This is a genomic window from uncultured Veillonella sp., from assembly GCF_963522475.1.
In the GTDB taxonomy this organism is placed as follows: Bacteria; Bacillota; Negativicutes; order Veillonellales; family Veillonellaceae; genus Veillonella.
Genome location: NZ_CAUQYW010000001.1, coordinates 280,624 through 293,090, shown reverse-complemented (window position 1 = coordinate 293,090; position 12,467 = coordinate 280,624). Strand labels below are relative to the sequence as shown.

Genomic DNA, 12,467 nt, shown 5'->3' with positions numbered 1-12,467 from the left:
AAACAAAATCCACAGCTGACGACGAAAACAAATTAGTCTAGAATTTCTAGTGCAAACAAATATATATATAACTTCTATGTGGTTTTCAGAGTACAAACTCTGACAGATTCAGTGGCGATGGCTATGAGGATCCACCTGTTCCCATCTCGAACACAGTAGTTAAGCTCATAAACGCCGAAAGTACTTGGCTGGAGACGGCCTGGGAGGATAGGAAGCTGCTGATTGACTAAAAGAAAAAGGTCTACCTAAAGGTAGGCCTTTTTCTTTTTGCTAGTCTTCGACTAGCTAATCCTGCTAGAGCCGTCTCCAGCCAAGGTTGTAGAGGTACCATCTATCTAGGTGTCCGTGTCAGACGGAGCTGGGAAGGGTAGGGTGTGAGGCCACAGAGGAGCGTAGCGACGCATGGGGCCCACACATCACCTTCGACGAAGCCCTATAGTTAAGTCTGTACATTGGAATAATGTATTATATGTTGCCATGGGCGAGTGTGATAGGAAGCCGCGGCTAGTGGTAGGAGGCAAATCATATCCATCCAGTAACGCGGTGCGAAGCACCAATGTTACTGAACCGTACAACTGTTGAGCTTCTTCAAATACTTGTAATTAACCGATACCGCGGTGCGCAGCACCTATGGTATCGCATCGTAAACTAGTTGAGTAACTATTAATTTATGTAAATTAACTATAGGTAATCAATTTCGCGGCACAAATCACCAATGGTATTATCGAACCATAAATTAGTTGAGTAGCTCGAAACTTATGTAAATTACTATTCTACTACCTCCCCTTGACATATCGAATAAATTAGATATAATAGTATTAGGATATATGAGCAATCATTCATATATAATCCAACTATTATGAATCCTGTTCGATTAAGAGGTGATAGAATGAATCCTGTAAGAACAATTGAAAGAATTATTAAAGCTCCTGATATTCATTGGGTAGGCACTGGATTTAGAGTACGTCAGTACTTCCCTGATGGCGATGAGTCACCTATGCTTGATCGTATGTCTCCATTTTTATTACTCAACTATAACGAGCCATATTATTTTGAGGCTAGTCCTTTTGATACAGGTGACACTCCACATCCCCATAAAGGCTTTGAAACGGTAACATTTTCTTTTTCCGGCTCCATTGAACATAAAGATGCAGTTGGTAATAGTGGTGTTATTCACTCTGGTGATGTGCAATGGATGACTGCAGCTAGTGGTGTTTTGCACAAAGAATTTCATGAAAAAGAATATGCAAAGCGGGGACGTTTGTTCCATGCTTTACAATTATGGATAAATCTACCTGAACCTCATAAAAATGATGCACCTGCATATCAATATATACCTGCTACCACAATGGGGCGGTATCAATCTCTTGATGAAACAATCGATGCTATCGTTTACACCGGTGCTTTCAGACATATAACAGGTCCTGCTAAATCCCATACACCGATGAATATTTACAAATTAAAACTTCAACCTAATTCATGGATCTCTATTTCTGAGAATATGACTTGGAATACAGGCTTTCTTGTGCTTAATGGTACAGGTACTGCCAATGGTGAAAGCATAGAATTTGGAGATTTTGTACTTTTCAACAATGATGGAGAACGCTTTGAGGTAGAGTCTGGTGATGAAGGTCTTGAAATCTTCGTTCTCGCTGGAGAACCACTTAATGAACCAGTGGTAAAACAAGGGTCATTTGTTATGACAAATAAAACAGAGCTTCTCCTTGCTTATGGAGAATACAAAAACGGTAAATTTGGCCGCGAAGAAGCTATTATGTAATACGTAAATCTTACTTCTACAAGAAAAGATATAAACTCCCTATAAGCTACGTTAACTAGCTTATAGGGGGTCTTCTTATACTAAACTAATCTTCACTTGTTTATCTAAAGCAAATGCAATTTTACACAAGGTACTTAGACTTGTATTGGCACCTTTCTCAATACGTGCAATTGTAGACTGCGGGACACCAGATTTCTTGGCTAAATCACGTTGTGTTAATCCTGCAGCCTCTCGTGCTTTTAATACGGCTACTGCGTTTTCTAGTCTAGCTTGTTCTTCATAATATCCTTCTCTAAATTTTGGATCTTTTAACTGCTCTTTTAAAAAATTATCAAATTTTATTGTCGGCATATTGCTCCTCCTCGTATTCCGTTTTAATCATTTTTGCATGTTGAATTTCTCTTACTGGTGTTTTTTGTGTTTTCTTTGTAAATCCATGAGTTACGATATATTTATTATTATTACTATGAAAGTATAAGACTCGTTGGATATTACTTGATATCTTTGAACGTATCTCATAAATCTCATAGTCTATCTTTTTTACAAGTTCAAGTTGGAATGCTACAATCATTCCTTCTTTTTCTATAATTTCAATTGTAGCCATTAGCTTTCTACGGTCTTTGTAAGGAAGTGTATTATAAAACTCTAGAAATTCATTATGTCCATTAGGTCGCGTATAAAACTCAAACTTCGGTTTCTCCATCCAAATCCTTCTTTCTTTTATGATAGCATATATGCATTCAAAGCTCAATTTTATAGAAACACTAGTATTGAATCCTTATCTTAAATATAGTTACAAATAGGTTCTTCTGGTAGCTTAAATATCTTATGGTCCGTTATATTATGAGGAGTAATTACTATTCAAGTTGATGTTAATTTAACTGCCTCTAAAGATTATTTTATAGAGAAATCAAGATATATCATTTATTGTTATGACTTTTATTAGACTCATTTCAATCGTAGCTTATTTAATTTGATGGTACAGGTAAAATAAGAGATTACGAACTTTAAATTTTAAGAATGTGTCCTCAATTTACCTATCTATAATCAGTATTAATCAACGTGCTTCAGGATACATCTTTTTCTTATAGCTATGTTATACTAAGATTTATACTATACTTTCATAGGAGGTTTTATGTCTAAAAAAATTGCGGTTCTCGTGAATGAGGATACAATGCAGCGCTGTTCTTGTGGCGGTTGTTTAAAAGCATTTATGAATAAAGCGGATTCCTTTGAGCGTTATGCAGATGAGGATATTGAGTTGGTAGGTTTTACCCATAGTGGTGGTGATCTTGCCAAGAAAATCGAGTCTTTCAAGAAAAAAGGTGTTACTACCGTCCATCTTTCTACGTGTACACGTGGTAAGAATGAAAATTATGAAAGCATCGCAGAGCAGTGTGCAGAGGCGGGCTTTGATGTAGTAGGCTATACCCATGGTGGTGCCGTTTCTAAAGATGGTAAAGAAGCGGTAGTGCTTTCAGCTAAAGATGAATGATTGTTCCATTATTCATTCTATATTTACGATGAAGAGATACTATATGTTTAGTGTGTAAATGTTAGAGTACTATTTAGATTAATTATGATATAGTTATATCATTTGAAAGGTTGAGAGAATGAATAAGAAATTTACAGCAACTACGTTATCTGTAGCTATGGCTGCGACAATGGCGCCTGCTATTATGCAAACTGCTCCAGTGAATGCTGCATCTAGTGCAGTACAAACATTGGCTGGTGGTGCGGTTGCCATGGCTTATGTATCTACTGCATTAAATAAAATGGATAATTCCGAACAAGGCCAACAAGAAAGTTTGGCACGTACTAAGGAGAAAACTGGTTACTTGAACGATAGTGCAGCGCAAGCATGTGTACAACGTATCATGAAAACTTTAGAGGCTTCTCCTAGCGTAAAACGTTCTTACGTTGTCTATGCAAACCCTGATCCAGAGTTTAATGCCTTTGCAACGCTTGGTCGTGTTATGTCTGTTAATAAAGGTGCTTTGGATACCCTCGATGATGATCAATTGGCCTATGTAATGGCCCATGAAATTGCTCATGGTGAGCATAAAGATATTATTAATGGCGCTAAAAAGCAAATCGGCCTATCTACAGCTGTAGGCATTGCAGCTGGTGGTAGCGAAGGGGCAGCGTTATTATCTAACGTAGCTGGTAATTACTTGTCTAACCAAGTATTTACAATGAGCCAAGAAAAAGCAGCCGATGAACTAGGCTTCAAGATTTTAAGTGAATCTCCATACAATGTGGGTGGTGCTGCTGGTTCAATGGCGGTACTTCGCAATAAGGTTGGAGAACACTACCGTGAGGGACTTTCACAAGTAGTAGCGCCTAACAACCATCCTAAGTTGTCTGATCGAGTTAATAACAATATTTCCCGTATGTATACATATTCTGGAAATCACGTAAACGTGTCTAATGGCACAGTTTATGTGAACGGCGACAATATCTATAGCCCAGCAGGTAGTGGTCGTTATACAGGGGAAGAACGGGCGTATTACATGGCTGGTAAATTGGCACGATTGTACCATAACAACCAAATTACGCCAGGCTCTGCATCTTATAGTGGTGGTACTGTAACCGTAGCAGGTCAATCCATCGTATCTACACCAAGTTCTGACGTAGCATTACAAGTGGCAACAAACCTTAATAATGCTTTTGTAAAACCAGCAGGATCTGCAGTCAATGCTAAAAATCCTGTTAAGGTAAAACAAGAGAAAACTAAAAAGGTAAAACAGGAAAAAGCTAAATCTGCTAAAGGTAAAGAAATAAAACCTGTTACTAAGGTTTCTACAACAAAACATACGGCTAAACATACAACAAATGCAAACACTACCAATAGTGGACGTAAAACTATCGATAGATAATTTAATTGTTACAGCTATATAAGACCGGGCTATAAATAGCTCGGTCTTTTTTGTATACCTTGAAGGAAATACTGTATTACTTTATGGAACGAAAAGTATATAAGTGAGTCAGTATATGTTATAAAACTATAGATTTTCTATAGTAAAAGCACTATAATATTAGGTATCTATATTAGCCTCTCTATCGAGGCAGTTTCTTTTTTAGAGGAGTTGGATCTGAATGAAACAACCAGAATTGTCGCCGTATATGATGGCTCGAAAGCCATCTGGCATTCGCCTAGGACAAATTAAATTCTTGGAACGTAAGAACCCACCAATCTTGGTGAATGGTTCTATTGGTAATGTAATGCGTCCTATGCATCCCGCCATGCAGCGTCGGTTGTTCGATTTAGGCGGTGTGAATAGCCCATTTAACACAGGTATTGTACCGTATGTACCAACTACAGGTACCGATGAGTGCCGCGAAGCATTCTTACATATTTTACGCAGCCAAGGCTTTGATACAACAGGTCTTAATGTACTTGTAACAGACGGTGCCTCTATGGCGATGGAAATTATCATGCTTGGCGTATGTGGTGGTGCTGGCGAAGAGGAACGCCCTCTTTTAATGTTCAACCCATCTTATACAAACTATGATGCAGTAGGTCTCCGTATTGGCCGTAAAACTGTAACTGTTGAACGTCAACTTAACGAAGATGGTGAATTTGAATTACCATCCGTAGAAACGGTGGAACAACGTATTATTGATACAAAACCAGGGGCATTGCTCATTATTCCTTACGATAATCCAACAGGTCAATTATTTAGCAAAGAAACACTAATTGAATATGCTAAGTTATGTGTTAAACATAATTTGTGGATCATCTCTGATGAAGCTTATCGTGAATTGGCGTATGAAAAAGGTAAAGAAACATCTAGTATCTGGGCGTTAACTGATAAAGATGTGCCTGGCATTGAGGGCCGTCGTATTAGTCTTGAAACGGCAAGTAAGGTTTGGAATGCTTGCGGTCTTCGTATTGGTGCTATTATTACAGATAACAAATTATGTTATGAAAAATCTGTAGCCGAATACACTGCCAACCTTAGTGCTAATACGTTAGGTCAATATATCTTTGGTGCTTTGGCTCATGAAAGTTATGCAGAGCTCCATAATTGGTACGAGCAGCAACGTGATTATTATCGTAAGATGATTTTTGAACTCCATGAAGGATTTAAAGAGATGGAACCTGATTTCATTGTATCTCGCCCTGAAGCGTCTATTTATTTTGTAATTGACGTGCGCAAAGTAGCAAAACCAGGCTTTGATGGTGTAGAATTTGCATCTTGGTGTGCTGAACATGGTGCGGTAAGCCTTGAAGATGGTAAGGCATACACACTCCTTATGGCTCCGCTTAATGGTTTTTACAGCGGTAAAAAGGGAGAGAACAACCCTGGCCGAACACAATTACGTGTATCCTTCTGTGAGAACCCAGATTTATTACGCTTAGCACCTGAATTATTATCTAAACTATTCAGAGCTTACGAAGCACAACGATAAAACAATATTAAAAGAGCTATAATCTTATGCATTATAGCTCTTTTTCTTTTATCCCTAAGTATGGCAAGTAGGGAAGCTTTTTTATTTCCTATTTTCATTATGATCCGATCCCTTAGTATTGAATTCGGTAGCGAGCTGCTCGCTAGATGCAGGGATTTCTCCCGCTGTATGATATGAATTGTCTTCTAAGGTAACCGTTTTTAATAATTTATTGATATCGTCCGATTGGATGGATACCTCTTTGTTATACCACTCGCCAAATTCACGAATGATTGGTTCATTACGGCGAAAGTAGGTATATTGGTCAATCTTACGAGATTCTACAAGTTCTGCATTTTCTAATATGCTCATAAATGTAGAGATGGAAGATTGAGATACACCACAGCGCTTTTGGATACTCTTAACACTTACGCTGTTAGGAAAATCGATAAGAGTTTTAGTGTGCACTTGTACACCGAATTCTTTCTCTGGGTGTTTCAGCCACAATATAATATCTAACCGATGTGGATTGGATAATGCTTTCAAGATTCTTAACGGGTCCATATGGCCTCCTCTGGTAATTCCAAAATAATGAGTGCCTAACCTTGACCGTAGTCTTGCATTATGCGGTCGTATTATACGCGTGTTGCTCCGTATAGGGTTTTATCTACTTTTATCATACGCTACTTTTACTATGAAAGCTAGATAAACTTATAAATTTCACGAATTGATGAATTTTGTTGCACTTATTTATAACATAAAGTATGCAATAGTATAAGTTATAAATGAGTATATATACATCCTACAGATACATTTATAATATAGTATCATAAAATATAGAATATATTCATTTTTCTATGGTACTTTTTAAAGGTATTTTAGTTCTAGATAGAGAAATATATATACTATATGAACTTATGTAAGTCTAAGCTTTGATTTAAAGGAGCTGAGTATATGGCAATTGATCGCAATGAAACATTTGACGTTATCGTTGTTGGTGCAGGGCCAGCAGGTGCTGCGACGGCATTACGCCTCGCAGAACAAAGGGTAAAAGTTTTACTCATTGAACGCGGTATCGCACCAGGCGCTAAAAATATGATGGGTGGACGTATCTATACGCATTCTTTAGAACGGTTAGTACCGGACTTTAGAGAACGGGCCCCATTGGAACGGAAGGTGACAAAAGAACGCATTTCTATTGGTACTGGCAATGAAATGACAACGATTGAATATAGCTATCAGGATAGTGAGCCAAATGAAGAATCCTACGTAGTATTACGTGCTAAATTTGATAAATGGCTAGCTGAAGAGGCAGAGAAAAAGGGAGCTCTTCTCGTATCTAATGTACAAGTAACAGAACTCATTACTGAAGGGGAAGGAAAGAAACAACGCGTTGTTGGTGTTCGTTGCCATGATGATGAAGTGTATGCAAAGCTTGTTATTATTGCAGAAGGATCTAATACAGTATTGTTAGAACAAGCAGGCCTCACAGGTCCTACTGATCCAAGTACGATGGCTGTAGGTGTAAAAGAAGTTTACAAACTAAAAAAAGAGGATCTGGAAAATCGTCTCATGCTATCTGGAGATGATGGTATGGCATGGCTTACTTTGGGCGATATGACCTCTGGCTTATTGGGCGGAGGTTTTATTTATACAAATCAAGACAGTCTTTCTGTAGGTTTGGTTGTGGGCCTTGAAGATATTGGCAAAGCCAATCGTTCTGTAGACGATATGTTAACAGCTTTCACAAGTCACCCTAGAATTGCGCCTTTATTGAAAAATGGTCAATTAAAAGAGCATAGTGCCCATCTTGTACCAGAAGGTGGCTATAAATCGATGCCAAAATTAGGTGGTAAGGGTTATCTTATCGTTGGTGATGCGGCACGTATGTGTATGAACTTGGGGTATACTATTCGAGGAATGGATCTTGCCATTGAATCTGGCATGTGTGCGGCAGACGCGGTTAACGTAGCATTGCGCGACGAAAATATGGATCGCGTCGGTAAATTGTATGAACGTCAAATCAAGAACTCTTGGTTACGTAAGGACTTGAAGCGTTACAAAAATATGCCTAAATTCCTAGCCACACATCCACGCATTTTCAATGAATATCCTGCGTTTGTTAATCATTTGATGCGCGATATATTCACTGTAAACGGTGATGGAGCAGTACCAATGATGAAAAAAATTAGGCGCCGTATCGGAGATATCGGCCTATTTACTTTAATTCGTGATGCTTGGAAAGGGGTGCGTTCCCTATGAAATTAGAAGAGCGTTTGGGCGCCAATAAATATTATGTAGATGAAACGTCTCCTCATATCCTCGTGGATGGCGCGGGTTTTAGCGTTGAAGAAAAAATGAAACTCGTTAATGGCTGTCCTGCCGGTCTATATACATTGCAAGAAAATGGCGATTTAGCCTTTGATTTCGCCGGTTGCTTAGAATGTGGTACATGCCGTGTTCTTTGTGGTGAAACTATCGTAAAAACTTGGAAATATCCGCGTAACGCTAAGGGCGTAGAATTTAGACAGGGGTGAGTGTATGGAGTTATTAGTATGTATCAAACAGGTTCCAGATACATCTGAGATTAAGCTGGATCCGGAAACAAATAATCTCATCCGCACAGGCTTGCCTAGCATTGTAAACCCTGATGATATGCATGCGTTAGAGGCGGCTCTTGCGGTGAAAGACCAATATGAAGGTAGCCGTGTGACCGTTTTATCCATGGGTCCTCCACAGGCTGAAGAAGCGCTTCGCCAGTGTTTGTCCCTCGGTGCGGATGATGCAGTACTCGTTACAGATCGCGCGTTCGGTGGTGCCGATACATTGGCTACTAGCTATACTATTGCGTCTGCCATCCGTCATGTTCAACGAACTATGAATCGTCAGTTCCAAATTATTTTCTGTGGTAAACAAGCTATTGATGGCGATACGGCACAAGTAGGTCCTCAAATTGCAGAGGAACTCGGTATGGTACAAGCTACTTATGCATGTGAATTATCCGTAGATCAAGGGGCTCAAACAGCAGTTGTAAAACGACAACATGAAAATGGCTATGAAATTGTAGAGGTGCCATTGCCATTACTCGTAACAGCGACAGCTGAGCTCAACGAACCACGTCAACCAGGCCTTTGGAGCTCTATTTACGCGAAACGTTATACCATTAATCATATTACATTGCGCGATATGCCACATATTGATGAAAGTCGTATTGGTCTTACAGGTTCTCCTACGCGAGTGCGCAAAGTATACCAACCACCTCTCCGTGGTAAGGTAGAAATGCTGCCATCCGTAGAGGAAGGGGCTAAAAAGGTTCTTGAATTGGCGTATCATATTAAGCCAGAAAAATTTACTCATCTATTAGTGCCAAATGATGCACCTGTTGAGGTGGTTGAGGACAATGATGAAGGCGTAGATGTAAAAGACCCAGTACAACGGGCTGCGTCTGTTGAAAGCGTATCCCCTAGCGAGTTTAAGGCGGTAGTGGCTGCTAAAGGTAATGAAGGTTCTAAAGGAGGTGACCGGTAATGGCCGTGACAAATTTTGATGAATATAGAGACGTTTTTGTCGTAGCTGATACCATTGATGACGTGGTACATCCGGTTACATATGAACTGATTGGTCAAGCTCGTCGCATTGCTAAAGAATTGGGGCAGCTTGTTCAAGTTATGCTATTAGGTGAGAATGTTCAAACCGAAGCAGAAGAACTGGTAGCACATGGTGCTGATATTGTTCACGTTTTTGAAAGTCCTCTTTTGAAATACTATACAACGGATGGCTATACTAAGGTGTTAACAGATTTCTTTGAAGACCATAAGCCTAATATCCTCTTGATTGGTGCCACTAACAATGGCCGCGATTTGGCGCCTCGCATGTCTGGTCGTATGCAAAATGGCGTTGTTGCGGACTGTACTATTTTGACGGTAGATACCAATGAAGGCCTTGTTGAATGGACGCGTCCTGCTTTAGGCGGTAACATTTTGGCGGAAATCATTTCTCCAAACCATCGTCCTCAAATGGGTTCTGTACGTCCTAACGTATTTAAAAAGCCTGAACGTATTGCAGATAGCTGGGGGCGCATCCAAATTGAGCAATTTGACCTTAAGCCTGAAGACATTCGCACAAAACGTCTCGACTTTATCCCGTTCAGCAAAGCTGGTTACAATATCCAAGAAGCAGATATCATTGTAGCTGGTGGTCGCGGCATGGGTTCCAAAGAAAACTTTGATAAACTTTACGAACTAGCCGATGCTATCGGTGGCGTAGTAGGTGCAACACGCCCACTTGTTGAAAAAGGATGGATTGAATTGCCTTACCAAGTAGGTCAAACAGGCAAAACTGTAAGCCCTAAACTATACTTGGCATTTGGTATCTCCGGATCTATCCAACACGTGAGCGGCATCTCCGGTGCTGACACAATCGTAGCCATTAACAACGATCCAAACGCAGAAATCTTCCAACACGCTAACTACGGTATCGTGGGGGATTGCATGGACGTGTTAAATGATATGTTGGCGCATCTGAAATAAAAGATGTGCATAAAGTGGCGTTAAAATTTTAATACAATAAAGAACGAGGATACCCTTCCTGAAAGCCTCCAAAGCCACCCACCCCGCTATGCGGGGCCGCTAAGTCGTTTTCAGAAAGGGTATCCTCTTTTTATTATCATATTTCTAAATCTACAAGCCACTTTATGTATTCTTTTAACTCCTATCTGCGCCAACATATTATACGTAGTAGGGTAGCGTTTTTTTATTTTCATAATGGTATAATGAACTTAATAGAATAAAACGGATTGATGATGAGGAGGCTTTTATGGGTCGTAATGTTTTTGTCACTGGTGCAACGTCTGGTATTGGTCTTTGTATTGCTGAGGCTTATGCAAAGCATGGCGATAATGTGTTGATTTCTGGTCGTCGTGCTGAGTTGCTAGGTGAGGTACAGGCTCGTTTGTCTAAGGAGTATGGCGTGCGTGTTGAGACTTTAGTTCTTGATGTGCGTAGTCGCGAGGATGTTGAAAGCAAGGTTCCTGCTGCTATTAAGGCTTTTGGTGGCGTCGACGTGCTCGTAAATAATGCAGGCCTTGCACAAGGGCTTGATCCATTCCAAGATAGTGCTGTTGATGATGCGGTGACTATGATTGATACCAATGTGAAAGGCCTTTTATATGTAACAAAAGCAGTACTACCTTTTATGATTGATAAAAATGAAGGTCATATTGTAAATATGGGTTCTACTGCAGGTATTTATGCATATCCAGGCGGAGCTGTTTACTGCGCTACAAAGGCAGCTGTTAAGACATTAAGCGATGGCATTCGCATGGATACTATAGTTACAGATATTAAGGTTACCACCATTCAACCAGGTATCGTAGAAACTCCATTTAGTGAAGTACGTTTCCACGGTGATGCGGAACGAGCTAAATCTGTCTACGCTGGTATTGAGGCTGTTCAACCGGAGGATGTAGCGGATGTTGTATTGTATGTAACTAACCAACCTAAACGTTTGCAAATCTCTGATGTAACAATTATGGCGAATCAACAAGCGGCGGGCTTTATGGTACATAAGAAATAGTCTAATGCTTAGTGTTTTAGGTTAAAGTAACTAGCTGTATCATAGTTGATAAATAGTTTTATTTATTTATATTAATGAAACTCGATATACACGATAAAAATTACTTGAATTCCCTAAAATTTTGGAGTATAATTGCAAAGTGAGTTTTGATAAAGAAAGTTTTATAAAATGTAATTATTGAGAATATTATATTAAATAGAGCTCATCTTATAAAATATATCATGTAGGAATAGGGAGTCGCCAATGTTAAAAAATTCGTACTACTAGCAGTTGCTTGTGCATGCATAGGTTCTCAAAAGGTGATATCAGTGGTGTTCATAACGATTATCATGTAACCGCTATCGAGAAAGTAAACGGTACAAAGGATACTTTCAAAGGTGGCAATAAAATGGTATATCTCGCAGGTTGGACAAAAGATGGCCAAAACCATGCAATCTATTTTGAACGTCCTGTAACACGGGATATGGCGAAAGCAATCATTGCTAATACTGTAGAACAAACATTACATACAAAATAAAATAGTCCAGCCTAGTGGGATAGGCGTGCGATCTGTGGTGAAGCACTCGCATGGACACTGTAAGGGTTATATAAGAAACGGCTCCTCTATGAGGGGCCGTTTTTATATATATAACTAAATTTCATAATGAAAATCATTCTTATGTATCTATACGGATATATAGAAATGAGAATAAATGTTATAATATAAACACGGCTATTT

Annotated in this window: 12 protein-coding genes, 1 rRNA gene and 1 pseudogene; 11 read left to right on the top strand and 3 right to left on the bottom strand. The window is 39.3% G+C overall.

The annotated features are described in order from the left end of the window. Nucleotides 1-107: 107 nt before the first annotated feature. Both rrf and RWP19_RS01360 read left to right on the top strand, forming a co-directional pair. A 5S ribosomal RNA gene (rrf, locus tag RWP19_RS01365) occupies nucleotides 108-224 on the top strand. A 665-nt stretch (nucleotides 225-889) separates the two neighbouring features. Next, the gene (locus tag RWP19_RS01360) at nucleotides 890-1,780 is read left to right on the top strand and encodes a pirin family protein (RefSeq protein ID WP_314356178.1); all 891 of its coding nucleotides are present in this window, start codon (nucleotides 890-892) and stop codon (nucleotides 1,778-1,780) included. A gap of 75 nt (nucleotides 1,781-1,855) precedes the next feature. On the opposite strand, the gene RWP19_RS01355 is transcribed toward RWP19_RS01360, so the two are convergent. Both RWP19_RS01355 and RWP19_RS01350 read right to left on the bottom strand, forming a co-directional pair. Further along, nucleotides 1,856-2,131, bottom strand: a complete 276-nt coding sequence (locus tag RWP19_RS01355; RefSeq protein WP_314356177.1) for a helix-turn-helix transcriptional regulator — start codon at nucleotides 2,129-2,131, stop codon at nucleotides 1,856-1,858. Beyond that, entirely contained in the window at nucleotides 2,112-2,483 is a 372-nt protein-coding gene (locus RWP19_RS01350; RefSeq protein ID WP_295210968.1) for a type II toxin-antitoxin system RelE/ParE family toxin, read from the bottom strand. Before RWP19_RS01350 ends, RWP19_RS01355 begins: the two co-directional genes overlap by 20 nt. 432 nt (nucleotides 2,484-2,915) lie before the next feature. On the opposite strand from RWP19_RS01350, the gene RWP19_RS01345 reads away from it, so the two are divergent. The 3 genes from RWP19_RS01345 to RWP19_RS01335 all read left to right on the top strand — a co-directional run bounded on the left by RWP19_RS01345 (nucleotide 2,916) and on the right by RWP19_RS01335 (nucleotide 6,196). Beyond that, nucleotides 2,916-3,275, top strand: coding sequence for a CGGC domain-containing protein (locus RWP19_RS01345; protein WP_295210966.1), 360 nt, complete (start codon nucleotides 2,916-2,918; stop codon nucleotides 3,273-3,275). Nucleotides 3,276-3,393: 118 nt separating this feature from the next. After that, nucleotides 3,394-4,659 carry a M48 family metallopeptidase gene (locus tag RWP19_RS01340; protein ID WP_314356176.1) on the top strand — a complete coding sequence of 422 codons (1,266 nt, stop codon included), beginning with the start codon at nucleotides 3,394-3,396 and terminating at the stop codon, nucleotides 4,657-4,659. Nucleotides 4,660-4,879: 220 nt separating this feature from the next. After that, complete coding sequence (locus tag RWP19_RS01335; protein ID WP_314356175.1) at nucleotides 4,880-6,196, top strand: aminotransferase class I/II-fold pyridoxal phosphate-dependent enzyme; 1,317 nt, start codon at nucleotides 4,880-4,882, stop codon at nucleotides 6,194-6,196. 81 nt (nucleotides 6,197-6,277) lie between these two features. Here RWP19_RS01335 and RWP19_RS01330 read toward each other — a convergent pair whose 3' ends face one another. Beyond that, nucleotides 6,278-6,739 carry a helix-turn-helix transcriptional regulator gene (locus RWP19_RS01330; protein ID WP_295209884.1) on the bottom strand — a complete coding sequence of 154 codons (462 nt, stop codon included), beginning with the start codon at nucleotides 6,737-6,739 and terminating at the stop codon, nucleotides 6,278-6,280. A 390-nt stretch (nucleotides 6,740-7,129) separates the two neighbouring features. Here RWP19_RS01330 and RWP19_RS01325 point away from each other — a divergent pair, with 390 nt between their 5' ends. The 6 genes and pseudogenes from RWP19_RS01325 to RWP19_RS01300 form a co-directional block, all read left to right on the top strand. Continuing rightward, complete coding sequence (locus RWP19_RS01325; RefSeq protein ID WP_314356174.1) at nucleotides 7,130-8,437, top strand: FAD-dependent oxidoreductase; 1,308 nt, start codon at nucleotides 7,130-7,132, stop codon at nucleotides 8,435-8,437. After that, on the top strand, nucleotides 8,434-8,712 hold the full coding sequence (locus RWP19_RS01320; RefSeq protein WP_295209890.1) for a ferredoxin family protein: 279 nt from the start codon (nucleotides 8,434-8,436) through the stop codon (nucleotides 8,710-8,712). The genes RWP19_RS01325 and RWP19_RS01320 overlap by 4 nt, the downstream gene beginning before the upstream one ends. A 4-nt stretch (nucleotides 8,713-8,716) precedes the next feature. Further along, nucleotides 8,717-9,703 carry an electron transfer flavoprotein subunit beta/FixA family protein gene (locus RWP19_RS01315; protein WP_314356173.1) on the top strand — a complete coding sequence of 329 codons (987 nt, stop codon included), beginning with the start codon at nucleotides 8,717-8,719 and terminating at the stop codon, nucleotides 9,701-9,703. Next, on the top strand, nucleotides 9,703-10,704 hold the full coding sequence (locus tag RWP19_RS01310) for an electron transfer flavoprotein subunit alpha/FixB family protein (RefSeq protein WP_295209894.1): 1,002 nt from the start codon (nucleotides 9,703-9,705) through the stop codon (nucleotides 10,702-10,704). The genes RWP19_RS01315 and RWP19_RS01310 overlap by 1 nt, the downstream gene beginning before the upstream one ends. 286 nt (nucleotides 10,705-10,990) lie before the next feature. Further along, nucleotides 10,991-11,749: an SDR family NAD(P)-dependent oxidoreductase gene (locus tag RWP19_RS01305; RefSeq protein WP_314356172.1), complete on the top strand. Its 759-nt coding sequence runs from the start codon at nucleotides 10,991-10,993 to the stop codon at nucleotides 11,747-11,749. Nucleotides 11,750-12,041: 292 nt separating this feature from the next. Beyond that, nucleotides 12,042-12,266, top strand: a pseudogene (locus RWP19_RS01300) (hypothetical protein); the annotation flags it as partial. Between the last annotated feature and the right edge of the window lie 201 nt (nucleotides 12,267-12,467).